This is a genomic window from Sorangium sp. So ce426 (assembly GCF_051475585.1).
Lineage (GTDB): Bacteria > Myxococcota_A > Polyangia > Polyangiales > Polyangiaceae > Sorangium > Sorangium cellulosum_B.
Genome location: NZ_CP150341.1, coordinates 5,541,576 through 5,564,527 on the forward strand (window position 1 = coordinate 5,541,576; position 22,952 = coordinate 5,564,527).

Annotated in this window: 17 protein-coding genes and 2 pseudogenes; 13 read left to right on the forward strand and 6 right to left on the reverse strand. The window is 72.9% G+C overall.

Annotated elements, in window-relative coordinates; genetic code table 11:
* On the forward strand, positions 1–588 hold the full coding sequence (locus tag WMF44_RS20595; protein ID WP_437300818.1) for a response regulator: 588 nt from the start codon (positions 1–3) through the stop codon (positions 586–588).
* Positions 589–628: 40 nt separating this feature from the next.
* On the opposite strand, the gene WMF44_RS20600 is transcribed toward WMF44_RS20595, so the two are convergent.
* On the reverse strand, positions 629–2,440 hold the full coding sequence (locus tag WMF44_RS20600; RefSeq protein ID WP_437300819.1) for an N-acetylmuramoyl-L-alanine amidase: 1,812 nt from the start codon (positions 2,438–2,440) through the stop codon (positions 629–631).
* Positions 2,441–2,653: 213 nt separating this feature from the next.
* On the opposite strand from WMF44_RS20600, the gene WMF44_RS20605 reads away from it, so the two are divergent.
* From WMF44_RS20605 to WMF44_RS20620, 4 genes are all read left to right on the forward strand, one after another.
* A complete protein-coding gene (locus WMF44_RS20605; protein ID WP_437300820.1) occupies positions 2,654–3,070 on the forward strand; it encodes a YbjN domain-containing protein in 417 nt (138 codons plus the stop codon).
* 126 nt (positions 3,071–3,196) lie between these two features.
* The gene (locus tag WMF44_RS20610; RefSeq protein ID WP_437300821.1) at positions 3,197–4,504 is read left to right on the forward strand and encodes a hypothetical protein; all 1,308 of its coding nucleotides are present in this window, start codon (positions 3,197–3,199) and stop codon (positions 4,502–4,504) included.
* Between the two features lie 91 nt (positions 4,505–4,595).
* On the forward strand, positions 4,596–5,963 hold the full coding sequence (locus tag WMF44_RS20615; protein WP_437300822.1) for a tetratricopeptide repeat protein: 1,368 nt from the start codon (positions 4,596–4,598) through the stop codon (positions 5,961–5,963).
* A gap of 31 nt (positions 5,964–5,994) precedes the next feature.
* Positions 5,995–6,621, forward strand: coding sequence for a hypothetical protein (locus WMF44_RS20620; RefSeq protein ID WP_437300823.1), 627 nt, complete (start codon positions 5,995–5,997; stop codon positions 6,619–6,621).
* Positions 6,622–6,753: 132 nt separating this feature from the next.
* Here WMF44_RS20620 and WMF44_RS20625 read toward each other — a convergent pair whose 3' ends face one another.
* Positions 6,754–7,287 carry a hypothetical protein gene (locus WMF44_RS20625; protein ID WP_437300824.1) on the reverse strand — a complete coding sequence of 178 codons (534 nt, stop codon included), beginning with the start codon at positions 7,285–7,287 and terminating at the stop codon, positions 6,754–6,756.
* A gap of 473 nt (positions 7,288–7,760) precedes the next feature.
* Between WMF44_RS20625 and WMF44_RS20630 the strand changes: the two genes are divergently transcribed.
* The 4 genes and pseudogenes from WMF44_RS20630 to WMF44_RS20645 all read left to right on the forward strand — a co-directional run bounded on the left by WMF44_RS20630 (position 7,761) and on the right by WMF44_RS20645 (position 13,880).
* Entirely contained in the window at positions 7,761–9,542 is a 1,782-nt protein-coding gene (locus WMF44_RS20630) for a PEGA domain-containing protein (RefSeq protein ID WP_437300825.1), read from the forward strand.
* 734 nt (positions 9,543–10,276) lie between these two features.
* Positions 10,277–10,978, forward strand: a pseudogene (locus WMF44_RS20635) (Kelch repeat-containing protein); the annotation flags it as partial.
* A 94-nt stretch (positions 10,979–11,072) separates the two neighbouring features.
* Positions 11,073–11,147, forward strand: a pseudogene (locus WMF44_RS20640) (hypothetical protein); the annotation flags it as partial.
* A gap of 24 nt (positions 11,148–11,171) precedes the next feature.
* Complete coding sequence (locus WMF44_RS20645; protein WP_437301584.1) at positions 11,172–13,880, forward strand: Kelch repeat-containing protein; 2,709 nt, start codon at positions 11,172–11,174, stop codon at positions 13,878–13,880.
* Positions 13,881–14,103: 223 nt separating this feature from the next.
* On the opposite strand, the gene WMF44_RS20650 is transcribed toward WMF44_RS20645, so the two are convergent.
* On the reverse strand, positions 14,104–15,555 hold the full coding sequence (locus WMF44_RS20650) for a sigma 54-interacting transcriptional regulator (RefSeq protein WP_437300826.1): 1,452 nt from the start codon (positions 15,553–15,555) through the stop codon (positions 14,104–14,106).
* 116 nt (positions 15,556–15,671) lie between these two features.
* Here WMF44_RS20650 and WMF44_RS20655 point away from each other — a divergent pair, with 116 nt between their 5' ends.
* A complete protein-coding gene (locus WMF44_RS20655; protein ID WP_437300827.1) occupies positions 15,672–16,487 on the forward strand; it encodes a hypothetical protein in 816 nt (271 codons plus the stop codon).
* A gap of 53 nt (positions 16,488–16,540) precedes the next feature.
* Complete coding sequence (locus tag WMF44_RS20660; protein ID WP_437300828.1) at positions 16,541–17,776, forward strand: Stp1/IreP family PP2C-type Ser/Thr phosphatase; 1,236 nt, start codon at positions 16,541–16,543, stop codon at positions 17,774–17,776.
* Positions 17,777–17,891: 115 nt separating this feature from the next.
* Here the strand turns inward: WMF44_RS20660 and WMF44_RS20665 are convergent, their stop codons facing one another.
* Both WMF44_RS20665 and WMF44_RS20670 read right to left on the reverse strand, forming a co-directional pair.
* Entirely contained in the window at positions 17,892–18,221 is a 330-nt protein-coding gene (locus WMF44_RS20665) for an FKBP-type peptidyl-prolyl cis-trans isomerase (RefSeq protein ID WP_437300829.1), read from the reverse strand.
* Between the two features lie 117 nt (positions 18,222–18,338).
* Entirely contained in the window at positions 18,339–19,436 is a 1,098-nt protein-coding gene (locus tag WMF44_RS20670; RefSeq protein WP_437300830.1) for a M48 family metalloprotease, read from the reverse strand.
* 132 nt (positions 19,437–19,568) lie between these two features.
* Between WMF44_RS20670 and WMF44_RS20675 the strand changes: the two genes are divergently transcribed.
* A complete protein-coding gene (locus tag WMF44_RS20675; protein WP_437300831.1) occupies positions 19,569–20,138 on the forward strand; it encodes a hypothetical protein in 570 nt (189 codons plus the stop codon).
* Positions 20,139–20,255: 117 nt separating this feature from the next.
* On the opposite strand, the gene WMF44_RS20680 is transcribed toward WMF44_RS20675, so the two are convergent.
* Entirely contained in the window at positions 20,256–21,311 is a 1,056-nt protein-coding gene (locus tag WMF44_RS20680; RefSeq protein ID WP_437300832.1) for a hypothetical protein, read from the reverse strand.
* A gap of 179 nt (positions 21,312–21,490) precedes the next feature.
* Here WMF44_RS20680 and WMF44_RS20685 point away from each other — a divergent pair, with 179 nt between their 5' ends.
* Positions 21,491–22,942 carry a protein kinase domain-containing protein gene (locus tag WMF44_RS20685; RefSeq protein ID WP_437300833.1) on the forward strand — a complete coding sequence of 484 codons (1,452 nt, stop codon included), beginning with the start codon at positions 21,491–21,493 and terminating at the stop codon, positions 22,940–22,942.
* Positions 22,943–22,952: the final 10 nt, after the last annotated feature.

Here is a 22,952-nt window from a genome sequence, read left to right on the forward strand (position 1 = left end):
ATGGAAACGAACCCGAAAGAGAACACGACGCAGCCCGAGCTGTTCACCGCGAGCGACGTCGCGCGCTTCTGTCAGGTGGACCTCAAGACCATCCACAATTGGGCGGACAAGGGGGAGATCCGCCACTTCCGCACGCCAGGACGGCACCTCCGTTTCCGGCGGCTGGACGTGCTCGATTTCCTCCGAAAGTACGGCTACCCGATCCCGGAGATCCTCCGGATGGGCAAGCCGAAGGTCGTCGTTGTCGACGACGACCCCTCCGTCCTCGCCGCGCTCCGCAAGACGCTGTCGCGGAGGTTCGACCTGACGACGTTCCAGGATCCGTTCGACGCGCTCGTCGCGGTGGGCAACCTCCAGCCCGACGCGCTCATCCTGGACATCATGATGCCGGGCCTCGACGGCGTGCGCTGTCTGGAGCGGCTCCGCTCCATCGACGCGACCTCGCACATCCGCTGCATCGTGTACTCGAACCACGAGGACATGAAGAAGAACGCGACCGAGGCCGGCGCCTACGACTTCATCAAGAAGGGCGAGGCCAGCGAGCTGCGCGACTCACTCGAGCGGCTCATGGGCCTCGAGCGAGGGTGACGCCTGCGCGGGCGACGCCCGCCCAGGCCAGCGGCGCCCCTCACTTGCCCTCGCGGTAGGCGCGGATCGCGTTCACGATGGCGTCCGCCATCTTCTGCCGGAAGTCGGCGGTCGCGAGGCGAGCCTCGTCCTCGGGGTTCGAGATGAACGCGGTCTCGAACAGCGCGGCCGGCATGTCGGCGCCCGCGAGGACGAAGAAGCCCGCGCCCCTGACGCCCTGATCCTTCGTGTCGGGGTAGCGGGGCGAGAGCGACGCGAGCGACGATCGCTGGAGGAGCTCGGCGAAGTGGCGCGAGCGGGCCGCCATGTCGCCGACGTTGAGGTTCGACAGGATCGCCGCCACCTCGAGGCGGGCGCCGGGATCACCTGGGTCCACGCCCTGCCCTGCCCGCCCGGCGCGGGCGGCGTTCTCGCGCGCCGCGAGCTGCGCCGACGTCGCCTCGCCGTCGTGAGGGGCCGCGAGCGAGAACGTCTGGACCCCACGAGCGCGGCCGTTCTCGCTCGCGTTGCAGTGGATCGAGACGAACAGGTCGGCGTGGAACGCGTTCGCGCGCGCGGTGCGGAGCTCCAGCGGGACGTAGGTGTCGCTGTCCCGCGTGAGGAGCGTCTCGATCTTGAGCTCGCGCGCGAGGAGCGGGGCGACGCGGTGGGCGACGTCGAGCGTCACGTCCTTCTCCTTCAACCCGGTGGGGCCGACGGCGCCGGTGTCGTTGCCGCCGTGCCCCGGGTCGATCGCGACGCGCCGGACCTCCCGCGCGCCGCCGGGGTTGTCCTTGTCATCGCGCAGCGGAGCGCGGGTGCTCACGTCGACGACGATCCGGAACGGATCGGGGAGGTAGAAGACCCGGCGGTGCAGGTTCGCGGCGAGATCGAGGACGACGCGCGTTCCATCCGGCTGGACGCCGACGCGCACCCGCCGCAGGACGCCGCCGACCTCGATCTCCCGCGCGATGCCGCGCGACGTCGCCCTCGCGATGTCGACGAACACGCGCGCGTCCTTGCCGGCGCTCTCGTCCGCCGCGAGCGTGCCTACGTCGAACGTCGTCGGCGCGGAGAGCTCGACAACGACGCGCGCCCCTTTGTCCGAGCCGTGCCGCTCGATCGAGGTGATCTTCACCGGGCCGGTGGGCGCCGCCGGCGCGCGGGGGGCCACGACGACATCGCCGGTGGCTTCGGCGGTCGTCACCTGCACCGGCGCCGCGCCCGCGGCGCTCGCGGGCGCGGCGGAGGAGCCCGGCGCCGGGCTCGATGCGAGCGCGAGCGCGACGCCCTCGACCCGGTGTCCCTCCTGCTCCAGCGCGCGCAGCGCGTCCCCGCTCGGCCGGTAGGCAGCGGCTTGCGCCAGCGCGAGCGCGAGCGCGCCCAGGCACTGCGAGCGCGGCGCGCCGCCGGACGGCGCGGGCGGGGCGAGGGCCGCGTAGCGCCGCGAGACCAGGTAGAGCTCGCGGTACGCGACGGCCGCGTCGTGAGCGAGCTCGCCGGCGAGCAGCGCGCGGCGGCGCTCGGCCTGGCACGCGCGCTCGACGTGGGCCGGATCGGAAGAGGCGCGGAAGGCCGTCGCCGCCGCGCTGTAGAGCTCCATCGCCTCGCGCGCGTCGGTGACCGCCTGATCGAGGCGGAAGAGCCGCACGCGAAGGTCGCCGGCCAGCTCCGCGAGCGAGGCCGCCTGCGCCGGCGCCCCGGCGCGCGATGACGCGATGGCGACGGCATCGGCGAGGGCGACCGTCTCGGCGCGGGGTGGGAGGAGCGCAGCCGGATCGAGCAGCGCGGCGGCGCGCTCCTCGTCGGAGATGCCGGCGGGCGCAGCCGGCGCGCCGCCCTCCGCGCTGCACCCGAGGGTGGCGTGCGCCACCACGGCAAAAAGCGCGATCGCCGCGAACGCCGGAGCGTTACGATGCAACCACGCCGGGCTGGTGTGCTGTCGGCTCGCCAGTTCAGCCCCGCGCGCCGAGCGACTGGCGATGCGTCCAGGAGGTTTCACGTGCCCGACCTCACGCCCACTTCATCCACAGGACCCCTCTACGCGGACCGCGCGTCGGGGGAGAGGTTTGCCGACGCGACGAGCATGGTCAACGCGTATCTCGCCCGGTACGACGCGAGCTCTCGGGGCGGGGCCGGATCGCCGAGCGGCGCCGGCGCCAGCACGCTCGACGAGACGGGGTACGCGCAGCTTCAGCACGGGAGCGCGACGATCGGCGTCAACGTGCTGGAGGCTCAAGGCGTCCTGATGGTCTTCTCTCCCATCATGGCCGTCCCCCTGAGCGGGCGCGAGGCCTTCTACCGGCGGCTCCTGGAGCTCAGCTTCGTCATCACCTCCGACGCGGCCTTCGCGATCGACAAGGCGCGCAACGAGGTGGTGGTGCGCTGCCTGCGGCGCCTCAGCGCGCTCGAGTACGAAGAGTTCGAGGATATCGTCACGACGGTGAGCCAGGTCGCCGACACCTGGGATGACGCGCTGCTGCGCGAGGTGCGCGGCGGGTGAGCCGTTCCCGGTCGTTCCGGGGGCGCCGGGGGGGCGCGCGCTCCCGCCGTGCGCGGCAGCCCGTGATGCGCCGATCCGTCGCGAGATTGCGGTGCAGCAGACGCGGGTGGTAAGTTCCTCACCGCGATGACTGCGGGGGAGCAACCGACGACCGCGGAACCTGGTGAGCGCTCCCTCTCTGCGGAGGAGGCGGAGCGGATCGCGTCGTCGATCCGGCCGTCCTGGGAGGCGTTCGACGAGCTGTCGGGCGCCCGAGGCGACGCGCGCGGCGGCGCCGTTGCGGAGGAGCCCGGCGCATCCGCAGCGAAATCGTCGGAAGCCCAGGCGGCCTCCCCCGCCGGAGCGCCGGCGGTGAAGCCTGGGCCCGCGGAGGCGCCTTCTCCTGCTGCACCAGCGGCGCCCACGACGGGCGTCATCGAGGCCCCGCCAGCCGGCGCGTCCGGCGTGTCCGACACCGTGATCGAGGGGGTCCCGACCATTGCCATCGGCGAGGACCCGCCGGGGCCGCCCGCGGCGGGGGCCACGTCCCGCGACGCGGGAGCGGCGGGGGCCGGTGAGCAGGCCAGCCCCTCGCCTCAGCCGCTCATCGACGCCCGGACGGCCGGCGGCGCCTCGGACGCGAGCGCCCCGAGCGCGGGCGCGGTGACGCGGGAACCGCCCCCCGCGCCGGCAGGGAAAACACAGGTAGGAATGGGTGAGCCGGAGGCAGCGGCCGCCGCGCCAGGCGCCGCGGCCGGCGCGCACGCCGCTGAGCCGCAGCCGCGGGTGGACCGGTCCCCCTCCCCGCCCCCGGAGGACGAACCGCCGTCGGCGAGGCCGAAGCGCAGGGGCTCCCGCGCGGCGCCTCCGGCGAGGGAGAGCGCTGATTCCGTGGCCGCGTCAGGCGTCCGCACGGAAGACCACGATCCGATCGAGATCCCCGTGTCCACGCCGAACAAGACGGCGCTGCGGGTCGTGCTCGCCCTCGCGGGCGTGGCCTTGCTGCTCGTCGTTGGTCGCACCTTGCTTCGAGACGACGCCGGAGAGGATCCCAGGCCCCCGGCGGCATCGTCGACGGCGGAGACGCCCGCCGCAGCGATCACGCCCCCCGCCGCCTCGCAGGCGCCCCCCGCCGTCTCGACCGCCGCCGCCGCTACGGACGACGGCGCCTCGCCTGCGCCGAGCGCCTCAGCGTCGCCTCCGGCTCCCGCAGCGACGACATCCTCCGTCGCGGCGACGCCTGCCTCTGCCGCGACGCCTCCTGCGGCCACGGCGCCTGCTTCTGCCACGGCGCACGCCTCCGCCAGGAGCGCCGCGGCGCCCGCGGTGCCAGCGCCCACGCCGAAGGCGGCCCCCCCTGCACAGAGGCCCGCGCCTCAAGCACCGGCGCAGCGTGGCACGAGCTCGACCGGAGGCAGCAAGGGCGGCGGCATCATCCGCGATGCGCCGTTCTGAAGCGCACCTGTTTACTCGCCTCGGCAGCGAGGCCTGCTGCAATCGTATCCTTTCGCGGACGCCGACGAGGCGAAGCCCGATCTGAGGAGCCATGAAAACACGCGCCTGCGCCCCAGTCCTCCTGCTCTCGCTGATCGCTCCCGCCGTGCTCACGGAGGCCGGGCTCCCCCCTTCTCTCTTCAGCGAGCGGCTGAGCTTCGCGCAACCGTCCGATCCCGTGACCGAGGTCGCGCGCCAGCGCTACGAGGAAGGGGTCAAGGCGTACGACGCCGGTCGGTTCGAGGAGGCACGCACCGCGTTCCTTCAGGTCTACGCGCTCAAGCGACACCCGGCCGTGCTGCTCAACCTCGGACAGAGCGAGCTTCGCTCCAATCACCTCCAGGACGCCGGCAAGCACCTGCAGCAGTTCCTGCGCGAGCACGCCGCGGCGACGCCGGAGCAGCGCGCCGCAGCGGAGAAGGCGATCGCCGATGTGAAACGGAGGAGCGGCTTCCTCGTCGTGATCGCCGACGCGAATGGCGCGGACATCAGCGTCGACGGCGTCCTCATCGGCAAGGCGCCGCTGCTCGATCCGGTGTTTGTGACGCCCGGCAAGCACACCTTGTTCGCGACCTACCTGGACCGATCGGCGACCACGCAGGTGGACGCGAAGATCGGCACAGCCACGCCCGCGACGCTCACCCTGGGCACGAGCGGCGCGACGCCCGCGACGCCGCCTGTCGGCGCGCCGACCCCGGCGACGCCGACCGCTGCGCCCACCTCGGCCGCCCCGGGCGCCGCGCCGCCACCGCCGGCACAGCCTCCGGCGACGGGCACCACGCCGCCCGCGCCGGGCGCGGCCGCTCCCGGCGCGATGGCTCCGGGCGCAGCCGCGCCGAGCCCCTCACCGTCACCAGCAGCGCCGACGGGCGCCGGCGGCTTCAGCGTCTCGACGAGCAGCACGATGGGCTCGATGAGCCCAGCGCAGGCCTCCGGCGGACGCGAGCCGTTCTTCCACTGGTACGCGCGCAAGCCGCTCGCCTGGGCGGGCACCGGCGTCGCCGGCGTCGGCCTGGTCATGGGGATCGTCGGCTCGGCCATCACGGTCGACGCGCGCAGCAGCGCCGACGACATCGGGGGGCAGATCGAGGCGTACGTCGCGGGTCACCAGAGCGCGATCCCCGCGAACCGCAGGTCTCAGCCCTGTGGCGCGCGCGAAGATCCGTCGGGCGACCTCCCCGACTTCAGGAACGCGTGCGGAAAGCTCCGCGAGAAGCTCGACCGCTTTGACGGCGCGGTCCCCTGGGCGATCACCGGGTGGGTCCTCTTCGGCGTCGGGGTCGTCGGCACCGCGACCTACGCCATGATCGACTGGTACCCGCAGAAGCAGCAGACCGCAGCCGACGGGCCGCGCATCACCGCGATCGCGCCGTTCGTGGCGCCAGGTCAGGCCACGCTCAGCGTCGCGGGCGCCTTCTGAAGAGATCGAGCGCGCCAAGAGCGACATCGGAGTGGGCGTCCTTGTAAAGCTGGCCGACGTGCTCGGCGTCCGGCCCGGGGATCTGGTGCGGCTCGTGACCTATGGCGGACTGTACGAGACGGCCCACCTCGACGACCTACCGGCGCCAGGGGACCTGACGCTGGTGCTGGTGGTCGCGTCGGTAACACCGACGCTGCGCGAGGATCTGGCGCGCAAGGGCTGGACTCTGAGCCCGCTCGGCGGAGGGTATGCGCGCATCGACGGGCCGATGTACGATACGTACCTCGCCATCACGGACGAGGTGACCGAGGCGGAACGCGACGACTACCTGCGGCTCTTCAGCCATCGGTCCGCCCTGCCGGGCGAGGCAGCACGGTGGCTGAAGCAGTGGATGAGGGACACGAGGATGAAGCAGCCGGACATCGAGGAGCTCCCGGGGTACGAGGAGATGTTCCAGAAGCTGGTCGAGGCGATGCCTGTGGAAAAGCGGCTCGCCGGGCTCGCCCCCGAGCAGCGGCTCGCCGGGCTCGCCCCCGAGCAGGTGATCCTCGCGCTCCCGGTGGAGGTGCTGCGCATGCTCTCCGAGGAGCATCTCCATTCGCTCCCCGCCGACGTTCGGGAGACGATCAAGAAGCGCCTCCGGGGCACCGCCCATTGACGCGCGGAGCGCGAGAGCAAGGCCAGCCCTGGCGGAGCGCGACCGGTTGAGGCAGGCGCTCCTGCCAGCGTGACAGCGGGGTTGCGGTGCGTCCGCAGCGCTGACACGCCGCGTTTTCGATCGGGAGTGGCTTCAGACCGGCGAGGGCTCGACGGGCTTGGCGTCGGTGGGCTTGGTCTCGACGGGCGCCGGCTCGTCCGGCGCGGCGGCGCTGCCGCGGCGCTTCGGGCGGAGCCTCCGCAGCGCGTCGCGGAACGAGGTGGCGCTGAAGCGGCGCTTCGCCTCGGGGATGTCCCAGCAGGCGTTGACGCCGGCGGCGCGCGCCTCGTTCCCGAGCAGCGTGGCATACGTCACGATGGAGTTGCGCAGCACCATCGCCTCTTCCCGGTTCCGCAGACCGAGGATGCCGAGCAGGTCACGGCCGCTCACCTCGTCGAGCAGCGCGCTGCCTTCGCGCAGGAAGTCTTCGGTGAGGCCGACGGGCGAAAGGCGGGCCTGGTGCTGCTTGGCGAGCCGGAGCAGCATGGCGAGATCGCTGGTCTCCTCGGTGAGCGTGCCGCTCGTGTTGACGTCGGCGAACTGCTCGGCGACGTCCGGCTCGAACGCGAACGCCTGATCGGCGAACGCCTTGAGCCGCGCGCGCCACGGCCGGCTCGCCTTGATCACCTGGTCGACGGGCCGGACCTGGTAGGCGCCGGTGCGCTTGCCCTCGCCGAACCAGAGGTTCGCGGTGTCGAGCAGCTGGATGGCGCCGCGGAGCAGCGCGCGGCGCTCGGGGCCGTAGGCCTTGCTCGTGAGCTGCGCCTCGTACTGGACGACGGCCAGATAGAGGTCCCGGAGCTCCGTGAGGGTGGTCGTGAACCCAGCAGCCCGGGAACGCGGCCAGCGCCGCCGAGACGGCCGGGGATCGTGTCCGCAGCGCCGGGGAGCCGTACCAGCAGCGCCGAGGAGCCGTACCAGCAGCTCCGAGGAGCTACACCAGCAGCTCCGAGGAGCCGTACCAGCAGCTCCAGGGAGCCGTACCAGCAGCTCCGAGGAGCTGCACCAGCAGCTCCAGGGAGCCGTGCCAGCGGCTCCGAGGGGCCGTACCAGCAGCTCCTCGGAGCTGCACCAGCAGCTCCGAGGAGCCGCACCAGCGGGTGCCGGCAGGCATCCCGGGGTTGCTGGGGAGCCGCTGGGAGGCGCTGGCGCTCGCTCAGCCTGAGCCGCCGGCCGGCGAGAGCGCGCCGCCCGAGGACGCGAAGGACGAAGCGAGGGCGCGCTTTTTCAAGGGCAGGAAGCTCTACCAGGAGGGGGCCTTCAGCGCCGCGCTCGCGGAGTTCCAGGCGTCGAGGGAGCTCTACCCGAACGAGAGCGCGACGGTCGGCGCCGCCGAGAGCCTGAAGCGCCTCCAGCGCTTCGACGAGGCGCTCGATCTCTTCGAGGTCGTGCTGCGCGACTTCTCGGAGGCCCTGGAGGCGCCGAGGCGGGACGCGATCCAGCGCGAGGTGATCGCGCTGCGCGGGCTCGTCGGCACCGTCGAGATCGCGCAGGCCGAGCCTGGCGCGACGATCACCGTCGACGGGCAGCGCCGGGGGGATTTTCCGCTGGTCGCGCCGCTCCGGGTCGCGGCGGGCAGCCACGGCGTGCGCGTGTACAAGGAGGGCTTCGAGCCGTTCGAGACGCGCGTCGAGGTCGCGGGCGGGCAGACCGCGCGCGTCGCGGCGCGCCTGGTCCGGCTGAAGCAGGTGGGGACGCTCCGGGTCGTCGAGGCGCGCGGGCGGGAGCTCTCGGTGGTCGTCGACGGCGTCGAGGTCGGCAAGACCTCGGCGGCGCCGCTCTCGGTGCCGCTCGCGCCCGGCGCGCACGTGGTGCTCCTGCGCGGCGCGGGCCGCCTCGGCACCGCGCCGGTCCGCGTGAGCCTCCGGGTGGATGAGGTCGAGCAGTTGCGGCTCGAGGCGGAGGAGCTGGACGTCGCGCTGCGCATCGCGCCGGTGCCCGTGGACGCGCTCGTGTCGCTCGACGGCGTGTCGCTCGGCCGGGGTCCGTGGGAAGGGCAGGTGCGCGCGGGGAAGCACACCGTCGAGGCCACGGCCGGGGGGTTCCTGCCCGCGACGCGCGCGATCGCGCTCGCGCGCGGCGGGCGGGAGGAGCTCTCGGTGGAGCTCGAGCGCGATCCCGGGTCGCCCTTCTGGCGCAAGCCGCCGCCGCCGCCGCGCTTCCTCGTGGAGCTGGGGACGGCGGTGCTCATCGCGCCGAGCTTCGGGGGCGACGTGGCGGGCACGTGCGGGACGGGGTGCAGCGCGGGGGTGGGCGCCGGGAGCTACGGCGTGCTCCGCGGCGGGTACCAGCTGAGCTCGGGCATCGGGTTCGGGGCGTCGTTCGGCGCGCTCTCGGTGAAACAGGCGACGCGCGGGCGGCGCACGTCGCTCAACCTCGTCGGGGACCCTGCGCTGGCGACGAGCGCGATGGACGCCGCGGGCGATACGACCGCCGCTGGCCAGGTCGACGACGTGCTCCGGCTGCGCGGCTTGCTCCTCGGCGCGTGGGTCGGCTACGCGCTCGACGCGGGCTTGCCGATCCACTTCCGGCTCGGCGCGGGCGGCGTCTTCGGGTCGATGTCCGACGCGCGGAGCGGATCGTTCGCCGCGCGCACGGAGGGCGCGGCGGCTTACCGGGTGGGAACGGTCGTCGCGACGCAGGCGGCGCGCTTCGTGTTCGTCGCGCCGGAGGTGCGCGTCGGGTGGTCGCTCAGCGAACACGTCGAGGTGAACGCGGGGCTGGAGGTGCCGGTGCTGTTCGCGGTGTCGCGGCCGGCGTGGCGCGAGGCGGACGGGATCCACGCCGGTCCCGACGGCTATGGGTGGTTCAGCGCCGAGCCGCTGGTGGGCGGTGTCGTCGTCGGCGTGGCGCCGACCGTGGGGGCGCGGTTCGAGCTTTGACGCTTGCGGGAGGGGTCATGCGATTGGCGTTGTTGCCGACGTGGGGGCTGCGTGGCTCCTGGGTGGTGCTGCTCGTGCGGTCGTTCTGGGCGCTGGTCGGGTGCAGCGGCGAGGGCGAGCCTTGGCAGGGGGCGAGCGAGGTGCTGGGCGCGCGCTTTCCGGAGCAGGTGACGCAGGTGCTCGGCGCGGGGGCGGGCTTCGTGGCGACCGGCGAGGGGTTCGTGGCGAGGTCGCGGGGGGAGGTGCCGGGACGGTTCCGGCCCGCGGGAGAGACGATCGAGGCGGTGTTGCCTGCAAGGGGCGAGGAGGGGCTGCGCGTCCGCGGGCAGAGCGGGTTTGCGTTCGCGGTGCGCGAGCTCGGCGCGGCGGGCGAGGCGGCGCTCGAAGGGAGCGCGGTGACCTATGCGCGACCGGGAGGTCAGTCGTACTGGACGGCGATGGCGGGCGGGGGCGCGGAGGAGTGGCTGCTGCTCGAGGCGGAGCACGTGACGAGCGATGCGCCCGTCGCCGTGTGGGAGGTGGACGGCGCGGCGCTGCGGCAAGAGGGCGAAGCGGTGGCGGTGGTGGACGAGGGCGGCCGAGCGCGGATGCGGGTCACGGCGCCCGAGGCGCATGCCGGAGGGGGGAGAGCGATCGAGGTGCGGCTCGCGGCGCGGGGGCAGCGGATCGAGCTGTGGGTGCAGGCCAGCGGGGAGACGGTGCTGGTGGATCCGGTATGGCAGGCGACGGGGGCGATGGGCGCCGCCCGCCGTGGTCACACCGCGACGCTGCTGCCGAACGGGCAGGTGCTGGTCGCGGGCGGCCTTGACTTCCTCTTCGGTGGTTCTCTCGCAAGCGCGGAGCTGTACGATGCGGCGACGGGAACCTGGCTGCCCGCCGGCTCGATGGGCACCGCCCGCGCTGGGCACACCGCGACGCTGCTGCCGAGCGGGCAGGTGCTGGTCACGGGCGGCGAAGACTACGCCTCCGATGTTTCTCTCGCGAGCGCGGAGCTGTACGACCCGGCGACGGGAACCTGGCTGCCCGCCGGTGCGATGAGCACCGGCCGCGCTTCTCCCACCGCGACGCTGCTGCCGAGCGGGCAGGTGCTGGTCGCGGGCGGCGGCGACTACGCCTCCGGTGCCCGTCTCGCGAGCGCAGAGCTGTACGACCCGTCGACGGAAACGTGGCTGCCCGCCGGCTCGATGGGCACCGACCGCCTTGGTCACACCGCGACGCTGCTGCCGAACGGGCAGGTGCTGGTCGCGGGCGGCTACACCTCCGGTGTTTCTCCCGCGAGCGCGGAGCTGTACGACGCGGCGACGGGAACCTGGCTGCCCGCCGGCTCGATGAGCACCGCCCGTGGTGGTTACACCGCGACGCTGCTGCCGAGCGGGCAGGTGCTGGTCGCGGGCGGCGTTGACGTCGCCTCCGGTGTTTATCTCGCAAGCGCGGAGCTGTACGACCCGGCGACGGGAACCTGGCTGTCCGCCGGCTCGATGGGCCCCCCCCCGCGCGCATCACACCGCGACGCTGCTGCCGAGCGGGCAGGTGCTGGTCGCGGGCGGCGCCGACTACGCCTCCGGTGCCCTTCTCGCGAGCGCAGAGCTGTACGACCCGTCGACGGAAACGTGGCTGCCCGCCGGCTCGATGGGCACCGACCGCCATTATCACACCGCGACGCTGCTGCCGAACGGGCAGGTGCTGGTCGCGGGCGGCTACGCCTCCGGTGTTTCTGCCGCGAGCGCGGAGCTGTACGAGCCGTCGACGCGAACGTGGCAGCCCGCCGGCTCGATGGGCACCGACCGCGCTGGTCACACCGCGACGCTGCTGCCGAATGGGCAGGTGCTGGTCGCGGGCGGCCATAACGCGAGAGCGGAGCTGTACGACCCGTCGACGGGAACGTGGCTGCCCGCCGGCTCGATGGGCACCGTCCGCTATCTTCGCACCGCGACGCTGCTGCCGAACGGGCAGGTGCTCGTCACGGGCGGCAACGATTCCGGCGGCCCCAGCGCGGAGCTGTACGACCCGGCTGGGCGCTGGGCGACCGCGGCGTCGATGCGCACCGGCCGGGTCCATCCCACCGTGACGCCGCTGCCCGACCAGCGCGCGCTGGTCGCCGGGGGGCTCAGCAACGCCGGCTACGAGGCGAGCGTGGAACAGTACGATCCAGCGAGCCGAACCTGGCTCCCGGCCGCCACGATGAACAGCGCCCGTCATCATCACACCGCGACGCTGCTGACGAACGACCAGGTGCTCGTCGCGGGCGGCATCGGCGCTGAGGGTCCTCTCGCGAGCGCGGAGCTGTACGACCCGACGAGGGAAACCTGGCGGCTCACCCGCGCAATGAACCGCGCCCGCACCGACCACGCTGCGGTTTGGCTCAACAACGAGCAGGTGCTGGTCGCCGGGGGTTGGGGCATCGGCGGCGCGCTCCGCGATGTCGAGCGGTACGACCCGAGCACCGCCGAATGGATTCCCTGCAACGGCGCCATGCACAGGGCCCGCTGGCAGTTCACCGCGACCCTGCTGCCGAGCGGACAGGTGCTGGCTGCCGGAGGCTGGGGAGACGTTGGCGCTCTCAGAGACGCAGAGCTGTACGATCCGATCGCCGACCAATGGGAACCGGTTCCCTTGGGGATGAACGACGCTCGCACCGGCCATACGGCCACACGTCTCACACCTCTGGGGAGGGGTCAGGTCCTGATCGCCGGAGGCGCAAGCAGCGATGGCGTCCTTGCGCGGGCAGAGCTCTTCGATCCGGAGACCATGTCCTTTTCGCCTGCGGCGTCCATGCGCCATGCGCGCACGGGCCATGTGGCCTCGGAGCTGGCAGATGGACGGGTGCTGGTCGCGGGCGGCGCCGACGCCGGCGGCCCGCTGGCAAGCGTGGAGCTCTACGACCCGGCGGAGAACGTCTGGCACGAGGTCCGCTCGTTGAGGACGCCCAGGCGCGAGCCCGCGGGGCTCTTGCTCGACGATGGGACGGTGCTCGTGATCGGCGGGGCCGGTGCGGGTGGGATCCCGCTGGCCACCGCCGAGCTGTATGAGCTCCTTCCCAATGGCACGCTGTGCCGCTGGGCAGCCGACTGCCGGAGCGGCTTCTGCGTCGACGGCGTCTGCTGCGACGCGGCCTGCGACGGCGGCCCCTGCGACGCCTGCGCGGTCACCACCGACATCACCCTCCTCCCCACCGGCGCCCGGATCCTGGGCACCTGCGAGCCGGTCGACGACGTCGCCTGCGACGACGGCAACGACTGCACCCAGCACGACGTTTGCCACGACGGCGCCTGCCAGGGCACGAACCCCGTGGTCTGCACGGCATCCGACGGCTGCCACGAGCCGGGCGTGTGCAACACGAGGACGGGGAGCTGCTCGCCGGAGACGCCCAAAGACGAGGGCGCCACCTGCGATGACGACAACCTCTGTACCCGGCGCGACGCGTGCCAGGTCGGGATCTGCACGGGACTCGACGAGGTCCTCTGCCCGCCGCCCGATGCGTGCCACAGGCAGGGCAGCTGCGATCGGTTGACGGGGATGTGCGACAACCCGGCGAAGGACGAGGGCGCCAGCTGCGATGACGGCAACCTCTGCACCCTGGACGACGAGTGCCAGAGCGAGGTCTGCGTGGGCAGCCCGGTCATTTGCCCGCCGCCCGATGCATGCCACAAGCAGGGCAGCTGCGATCCGTCGACGGGGGCGTGCGACAACCCAGCGAAGGACGAGGGCGCCAGCTGCGATGACGGCAACCTCTGCACCCTGGACGACGAGTGCCAGAGCGAGGTCTGCGTGGGCAGCCCGGTCATTTGCCCGCCGCCCGATGCGTGCCACAAGCAGGGCAGCTGCGATCCGTCGACGGGGGCGTGCGACAACCCAGCGAAGGACGATGGTGCGAGCTGCGACAGCGATGGCGACCCGTGCACGGCGGACGACCACTGCGAGGGCGGCGTGTGCGTGGCCGGCGAGCCGAAGACCTGCGCCTCGTATGCGTGCGACAAGGCCACAGGACAGTGCCTGACCCGCTGCGACTCGGTCCGCGATTGCGTGGACGGTAAGGTGTGCGACCCGACGCATCGATGCGTCGATGCGCCGCCCGACAAGTACCACCACGACACCAGCGGCTGCGCCCTCGCTGCTCCCGGCGCCCCTCCCCCCTCGCCCCGGACGCTGGCCGCGCTCTTCGTGCTCGCCCTCGCCGCCATGGGTGCACGGCGCCCGCGCGCTGAGGCGTGGAGACGCCCGCGATCGATCGCGGCATGCGAGACCCGCCGCCCCCGCATCCACGCCCGTAGCGCCGAGGGGAGGGTCTGCGCGGCGGCCGCGGGTGGGCGCGATCCAGCACCGACCGAGGTGCCATAAGGTCCCTGCAGTCTCCACGTCTCAGGCGCGCCTTGTGTGGCGCGCGACGAAACGTCCCAGGTGGCATGGCCCGAAGGGAGACATGCCGGGTGGTGTTTCATGCGCAAGCTCCCCCGTCCCCGTCTTGGCGGATGGCGAGCGCCCACCCGCGGCCGCCGCGCAGACCCTCCCCTCGGCGCGAGCTCCCGGGAAAGCGCCCCAGCTAGGACTCCGACCGCCGCCCTCACCTCTCCTTCGCGACGCGCAGCAGATCCCGCATCGTCGACCGCGGCACATCCGCGAGCCGCGCCGCGGCGCTGACGTTGCCGCCCACCTCCTCGAAGGCGCGGAGCGCATCGGCGGGCGTGATCTTCCGGCGGACCGGGGGCTCGCGATCGGCGATGACCGCCGTGATGTGCTCGGGCAGGACACGGCCATGCGCGCGCAGCGCGGCTTGAATGAGCACGTTCCGCAGCTCCCGGACGTTGCCTTGCCAGCGGTGCGCCCTCAGCGCGGCGAGCGCCCCGGGGGACAGCTGGCGCCGACCAATCTCGGAGCTCGCCAGGAGGTGCTCCGCCAGGAGCGGGATGTCGTCCGGCCGCTCCCGCAGCGCGGGGAGCTGAAGACGGCACACCGCCAGGCGCTCGTAGAGATCCGCGCGGAAGCGACGCTCGCTGACGAGGGTCTCCAGGGGCTCGCAGGTCGCGACGACGAGCCGCACGTTGACCTGCGTCGCCCTCTCCGCGCCCAGCGGGCGGACCGTCCCCTCCTCCACGACGCGCAGCAGCTTCGCCTGGACCTCCAGCGAGAGCGCCGCGATCTCGTCGAGGAAGAGCGTTCCATGGTTGGCCTCGACGAACGCGCCCTGACGCTCCCGAACCGCGCCGGTGAACGCGCCCCGACGATGGCCGAACAGCTCGGACTCGGCGAGCTCCCGCAGGATCGTGGCGGCGTTCAGGACCACGAACGGCCGGTCGGCCCTGGCGCTCTCCGCATGGATCGCCCGGGCCACGAGGTCCTTGCCCGTGCCCGACTCGCCGCGCAGCAGCACGGGGAGCTGGAGCGGCGCCACCCGCCTCACCGCCGCGGCGAGCTGCCGCATGGGCCGCGAACGGCCGATGAGCCCGGGGAGCGGCGGCCCATCCTCCTCGATCACCGGCACTTTTCGGGCCGCCTCGACGCACATCGCCGTGCGACCGATCTCGAAGCAGCCGCCAGGGACGAGCATCGCCTGCCGCACGCGGACGCCACCGACGCGAACGCCGTTGCGAGAGCCGAGGTCCGTCACCTCGATCGATGCGCCGCGGTGCGCGACGCGGCAGTGCCGGGCGCTCACCGCGGCATCGTCGAGCCTCACGTCCGCAGCCGGAGCGCTGCCCAGGATGAGCTCGGCCCCCGGCGCGACGGCGATGCGCACCGGAGCGCCGCTGCCGGGATGCTCGCAGCGGAGCCACACCGTGGCGAGCACGTCGCTATCGTCCGCGATCTCCACGGTGACGTCCCGGAGCGAGGAGGGCTCACCGCCGCGCGCGCCCGGGTCCGGTCGACCGCCGGGCGCTCCGACGAGCGCTCCCGGCAGGGCTGCGAGGGGCGCGGCCGGCGCCGCGAGCGGCGCGGACGCCGCCATGTCGCCGTGCGCCGAGGTGAGGGGTCTGGAAGGGCTGTCGTGGTCGCTGCGGATCTGTGCGTCATCCATGTCCATGAGGTTTGTCGTCGGCACGCGAGGCGCAGTTGCGTCGCCCGGGCGACATTCCTTCTCGTCGGAACGCGCCCCCCTTTGCGCTCTGGACCGCGCTGTTCTAGAGGCCGTTCGTGAGATCGCGCTCGACAAGGTGGACCGCGCCGGCGCTCGGCGTGGCGGCAGCGGGCTGGGTGCTCTCGGCCAACCAGGCCCTCGCCCAGCCCGCAGATCAGACGACGGCCGCGGCCGAGGAAGAAGAAGAGGAGGCCGGGCCGGAAGCCGGGGTGAAGCGCCCCGCCGGGCCCGACGAGCGAAGCGGACACCTCCTGCTCCAGGGCCGGGCCGGGTACAGCCTGCCCTTCGGCGGCATGGCCGCCGGCCAACCGGTCACCGACACGGTCTCGGGCGGCTTCGCCTTCGGCGCCAACCTCGGCATCGGCTTGAGCCGCGTGACCGTCCTGGAAGCAAGCGGCTCCTACACCCTGCTCTCGGCAGCGGCAGGCTGCAGCGACTGCTCCGGCCGAAGCCTCGATCTGGGTCTGGGGTTCGTCTACCACGTCGCCCAGGGGATCGCGGTCGACCCCTGGATCAGCTACGGCGTGGGGTACCGGCGAACGGTCTTCACATCGCCGGAGGCCTCGGCGGCCGGCTCGACAGCGACCGATCGTGTGTTCCACGGTCTCGATGTCGCCCGCGTCGCGCTGGGCGCCGACTTCTACCCGGCCCCGATCCTTGGCGTCGGCGTGTTCGCGGAGCTCGACGCCGGCGCCTACCTCTCCCGCCCTGACGAGGGTTCCGACCCCGCGGCGTACGGATTCTTCCAGTTCGGTGTGCGCCTCGCGCTGGATCCCCTACCCCGGGGCACGCGACCACCGGCGGCCTCGGCCGGTACGTCACCGAGGATCGCCGCTCAAGCGACCGGCTCCCAGGGAGCAGCCCGCCGCTAAAGCAGCCGGAATGTGGGCGGTCCACAGCGAGGGGCAGGTATAATCTGCCGCGAATGGGCGAGTTCAGGACGAGCAGCCGCACCCGACCCGTCGCGGCTGCCGTGACCGACGTAGGTCGCCAGCGAAAGCACAACGAGGACAACGTCCTCGTGAAGTCCGATCTCGGCCTCTTCGTCGTGGCGGACGGCATGGGCGGGCACAACGCGGGCAACGTCGCCAGCGCGCTCGCGACCAAATCGCTCGACAACTTCTTCGAGGCGACCCGCGCCGGCAGCTTGCCAGGCCCCGTCCCGGCCGACGAACAGGAGCTCGATCCGGAAGCACGGCGCGTCGTCGCGGCGATCCGTAAGGCGAACCACGATGTGTTCGTCATCTCGAACACGTACACCCAGCACCAGGGCATGGGCTCGACGGTGGTCGCCGCCTACGTGTCGTGCGAAACGGAGCAGATCCACGTCGGGCACGTCGGCGACAGCCGCTGCTACCGGATCCGACACGGCGAGATCGAGCAGCTCACGAAGGACCACTCGCTCATCAACGACGCCCTCGCGCTCAAGCCCGACCTGAGCCAGGACGAGCTGGCGAGGCTCCCGAAGAACATCATCACGCGCGCGCTCGGCATGAAGGACGCCGTGAAGGTCGACATCCGCTCGGAGCCCACCCAGCCCGGCGACGTCTTCCTGCTCTGCTCGGACGGGTTGAGCGGGATGATCTCGGAGCAGCAGATGCTCGATGTGTTCGACGTCACCCAGGATCCGCACGAGGCGTGCGAGCTCCTCATCGAGATGGCCAACGAGGCGGGCGGGACCGACAACATCTCGGCGCTGATCGTCCGCATCCAGCTCGACGCGCAGGACGAGCGGCAACCGAACAGCGCCGAGCTCGATGACACCCGGCCCCTCCACGTCGATGAGTTCGGCGAGACGGTTCCGCCCGCGGCGGTCCACGAGGGACAGCTCCCGGTCGACGAGGTCGATCTCGAGATCGCGGCGCAGCAGGTCCACTCCATCGCGGACAGCGGCCTGCGGAGCCAGGCCCACGGCGCGCCGGGCGCGGTGGCGCGCATGGCCGCCGCGCCGTTCACGGATCGGCGCTCGCGGGCCGCCGCTGGCTCCGGTCGCTACGCCGCGGTGACGGCGGCGGCGAGGCCTCCGGTGAAGGAAGCCCCGCCATCGAAGCCCGCGAAGCGCGCGACCGAGGTGCGGGTCGCGCGGTGCGCGCACTGCAAGCACGAGCTCTTCATCGGCAACCGGTTCTGCGTCGAGTGTGGCGCCCCCATCAAGCCGTGAGCCGCGCCGCTGGCGCGCTCGGGTCGGCCGCGTCGGCATCGACGTGCGCGCCGGCGGCGTCGGCCTGCGCGCCGGTCGCGAGCAGCGACCGGCGCCGCGGGGCCGACGCGGCAGATCACTTGACTGCGAGCAGCTCGACCTCGAAGACGAGGGTCGAGTTCGGCGGGATCACGGGCGGGAAGCCGCGAGCGCCGTAGCCGAGCTCCGGCGGGATCGTCAGCTTGCGGAGGCCGCCGATCTTCATGCCGGCGACCCCCTGATCCCATCCCTTGATCACCTGGCCGGCCCCCAGCTTGAACGAGAATCCCTGGCCGCGGTCGCGCGAGCTGTCGAACTTGTCGCCGCTGGTCAGCGTGCCGACGTAGTGCACCGTCACGAGCTGGCCGTGCTTCGCCTCCGCGCCTGTGCCTTCCTTGAGGTCCTCGATCCCGAGCTCTGCTTGCATGGTCGACTCCTTTCGGCGCGATGGGAGGAGCGCTGCACGGTCGCGTCAAGCCGAAGCAGCAGATGAGCCCTCCGGGCGAGCGCCCGCGAGCGCAAAGACGCTCGGGGAATCGTGGGCTCAGCCGCCGAAACCAGGGAACGTGAACACGGGCGCGCCGCCGGTCATCCGCCAGGTGTTGGCGGTCTGCTGGACGACGGGCTGCCGCAGCAGCGGGTGCGGGTGCGTCTGCTCGAAGGCAAACAGGATCGTGGCGGGCGTGAGCTGATCGAGCGACGCGAAGAAGCCGAGCGTGAGCATCGCGCCGCCCTCGGTCCAGCGGTACCCCTGCTGCCGCGCGCCAGCGGCGAGCAGGTTGTTCACGCCCGCCACGTCCGCCGCGATCTCGTTCGGCTGGTTGAAGATGGGGAGCGTGCGCGACAGCATCCGCCCGAGATCCGCGGGCGTGACGCCCCGGCTCCCCCCCTGCCCGTTCGCGCAGCCCGTGTGCCCGAGGTGATGGTGGCCGAGCTCGTGGCCGAGGACGAACGCGAGCTGCTCGTGGTAGAGCTGGCGCTGCCGCTCGACCTTGCGCGCGTCCGTGTGCTGCACCGGATCGATGAAGCCCGCCGGCGGCCGGACGATCGGCTGCCCAGGCCGCTGCCGCTGCGCGAGCATCCGCAGGAACTCGTCGAGCTTCCTCGTCCCGAAGACCTCGTCGGTCGCCTTGAACTGCGCGATCTGCGCCTCGACCTCGAGCAGCCCGTCGGTGATCGCCATGAACGGCATCCGCTGGTCGTCGCAGCCGGCGAACGCGTTCACCTCGCCCACCGTCGGATCGGCGATGAACGGGATGCCCCTCACCTTCTGCTGCGAGGCCGCCGGCAGCGCGCCGATCAACGCGCCCATGACGACGCCGGCCTCGGACTGGAGCCAGCTGACGTTGATGTCGTTGATGGGATCGCCGAGCACCGGCAGCCCCGGCATCGTGGGCACGTTGAAGGTAGGCGCCGGCACAGGCCCGGTCTGCGCCGGCGGGTACCCGGGCTGCTGCGGGTATCCGGGTTGCTGCGGGTACCCGGGCTGCTGTGGAGGAGCACCCTGCTGGGGCGCGCCGTACGGAGGATAGGCCTGGCCGTACGACGGCTGAGACGCAGGCCGGCGCGAGCTGCCTCGCTGACAGCCTGCGACCAGTCCGAGAGCCAGAACGAGGGCGCCGATCGGTCGAAGCAGATTCATCGCCGCGAGCATAGCGCACGGCGAGGGGGTCAACCTCGCCGCGCCGCACACAAGATCTCGGCGCGCGGTCGCGGTCCGCGGCGCCGCGATGAGCCGAAAGCCGGGCGCCGGGCGTCAGGCGCAGGAGGACCGATGAACAGACACCGTGCCTGGTCTGCCGCCGCCGCCCTGTCGATCAGCGCCGCCGCGCTCTCTGGCTGCGGCGGCGCCTCCGTCGCGCAAGCCCCGGTGGCGCCGGAGCCCGCCGGTGCGACCTCGATGGCGCCGCACAAGGGGAGCGCCGTCGAGACGGCCGAGGATGCGCTCGCGGAGCTCGAGCGCGCGGAGGACGAGCTCGATCAGGCGATCGGCGCGCCCGCGCAGCGCGACGAGGACCGGGCCGTGGCGGAAGCGGCGCAGCCGGGAGCGCCGCCGCCGGCGGCTTCACCGCCGAGCCCGAGCGTACCCGACAGCCGCGCCGCGCCGTCGCCGCGGGCGACGGCCGCCGGCGGCGAGGCCCCGCCCAAGAAGCTCGAGGCCGAGCCGACGTCCGCGCCGCCGTGCGAGACCGCGTGCCGCGCGCTCGCATCCATGAGCCGCGCCGCGCAGCACCTCTGCGGGCTCGCCGGTGATGCGGACCAGCGGTGCGATTCCGCGCGCGCCCGGGTCAAGAGCGCGACGGACCGGGTCGAGGCGCGGTGCCCGCGCTGCGCCGAGCTCTGAGCCTCGACCAGGGACGCACCGCCGGCCGCTCCAGCTCGACAGGAGCGGTGCTGCCGTCGCGCACAGCTGTGCCCACCTCGGTACGGGCCGAGCGCGCCTTCCGCTCGGACGACGGCCTCACGGGCCCGGCGCGAGGAGCTGAAGCAGCCGCACATTTTTGTACATATCCCCGAGCGAGCCTGCCGCCGCGTGGCCGGCCTTCGCGAGCAGCTCGAGCTCCTCGGGGCGCACCTCCACCTGCACCGTCAGCCGGCCGGCGCCCGGCTCCACGGCGAGGGTCGCGCGCTTCGCGATCTCGGCGAGCGCCGCCCCGGGCTCCGGGCCGACGAGCGCCTTCAGCGCATCGACGTTCGCGCGCTTCTCCTCGAGGAGCTTCCGGAGCTCTTCGGCCGCGTCGGCCGACGCGGCGTCGATCGCGACGGTCGCCGAGAGCCCGCCCTTCGTCGAGACGCCGACGGTGACGGCGCGCGGGCCCGTGGAGCCGGTGAGGATCGCGCGGAGGCTCGGCTTGCTCTCGGAAAGAAGGGCGACGCCCAGGAGGGGACGATCCCACCCGATGTGCGCGAGGCGCGACGTCGCCTCCTCCCGGCTCGCCAGCGACGTCCCGGCCTCCTCGGCGTCGATGCTCGCGCGGATCTCCGGCTCGGCGCCATACAGCAGGATCGACCCGTCGCGCACGGCGATGGCGTCCTCGCCGGCGCGGAGCAGGTACTTCACGCCTTTGTACTCTGCCTGGACGTAGCTGTGCGTCGCCAGGCGCTCCGCGAGCTTCTGCTCGTTGAAACGCCCGCGCGCGACCACGAGCGACGGGGCGACGAGCAGCTTGTCGACGTCGAACCCGAGATCGATGCCCGTCGCCTTCTTGATGTCGTCACGGGTGCGCTCGATGTGCAGCCGCACCGCGCCCCCCTCCGCGCCGAGCGCCTGCAGGTCGATCTGGTGAGGGTCGACGATCACAACGCCGGGGACGTTGCCTTGGACATATTCGAGCAGCGACTCGTCTCTCGGGAAGGTCGCGGCGCGGAGGTGCGCCACGCCGAAGCCGAGGAGCCCCGTCTGCTGGGCGAGGACGATGATGAGCACGAGGCCGACGAGCACGATGTACTTGACCTTGCCTCGCTTCTTCGTAGCTCCGGCGACCTGGACCGGCTTCGACGCGCTCTCGGTGCTCATCTGTGCTCGCTGCGCCCTCTCTGGGATGCCGCACGCCGGAAGGGCTCTGCGGGAACCGCCTCCGCAGAACCGCGAGCGCCGCTCGTGGACCCGGGGCGCGCTGCGGCAGAGCATAACCGGAAGCGAGACGCCGGCCAGGCCTTCCGCCGGGGCCTCCGGACGGATAGAACCGACGCGACGTGCCTCGATCCTCGTCCTCCGACGGCGGCGGCGCGCTCGCACAGCCGAGCGATAGCGCCGTGCTGCCCGCCGCCCTCGGCCGCTACCACGTGCAGCGCCTCCTCGGCGAGGGGGCGATGGGGCGCGTGCTGCTCGCGCACGACCCGCTGCTCGATCGCGACGTCGCGCTGAAGCACCTGCGCGACGACCTGCGCATCCCGCGCGACGTCCGCGAGCAGCTCATCGTGAGGATGCGCCACGAAGCGCGCGCCGCCGCCCGGGTGACCCACCCGAACCTCGTCACGCTCCACGACGTCGGCGAGGACCCGGACTTCGGGCTCTACCTCGTCTTCGAGTACGTCGAGGGGCCGACGCTCAAGCAGCACCTCCTCGAGCGGCCGCTCTCGGCGCCGCAGGCGGCGCGCCTCGCGTGCGAGCTCGGCGAGGCCCTCACGATCGCGCACCGGGCAGGCATCGTCCACCGCGACATCAAGCCGGAGAACATCATCCTGTCCGCGAACGGCGGCAAGATCGCCGACTTCGGCATCGCGCGGATCCCGGACTCGACGCTGACGCACCAGGGAGGGCTCATGGGGACGCCCGCGTACAGCGCGCCGGAGACGTTCCGCGTCGGCAAGTTCTCGCCCGAGAGCGATCAGTTCTCGCTCGCCGCCGTCATGTACGAGGCGATCTCCGGGAGCCGCGCGTTCCCGGGCGACGACGCGGTCACGGTCGCCTCGAAGATCGCGACCGACGAGCCGCCGCCGATCGCGAAGGCGCTCGGCCTCCCTCCGTCGCTCGATCTGGTGCTCGCGCGCGCGCTGTCGAAGCGACCCGAGGACAGGTACACGAGCTGCGACGAGTTCGGCGCCGCGTTCGCGAGCAGCCTCGAGTGGGCCGCATCCAGCCAGATGCCGAGGCGGATGCTGGACAGCGCCGTCACGGCGACGCCGGCGCCGCCCGCCGAGCCAGCGGTGGTGCGCGCGGATCCGCTCGACGCCGAGTTCCCTCCCCGCGAGCGGAAGGCGGGGCAGATCGCCGTGGGCGCGGCCGTGGTCGTGGCCACGGCCGCGCTGCTCCTCCACACCGCGCTGCGATCTGCAGACGCGCCCGCCGAGGAGCCCGCCGTCGGAGCAGCGCCGATCGCCTCGTCGGCCGCCGCGCCGCCGCGACCGCGCCCTGCGCCGTCGACGCGGCCTGCGCGCCCGAAGCACGACCCCACCGACACCACAGCGCGCACGACGGTCAGCGCGGAGCCCAGCGCCGCGGAGCCCAGCGCCGCGGAGCCCAGCGCCGCGGAGCCCAGCGCGAGCGCGCCGGGCAGCGCCACGACATCGCCCGCGCCGACCGCGCTCCCCGAGGACGAGCAAGGCGCGGACGCCGGAACACCGGAGACCGACGACCTCGGCGTGCCAGAGACCACAGAGCCCGGCGCGCAGGACGCCGGTGGCGCCGATGCTGCTGCGCGTTGAACGCGTGACA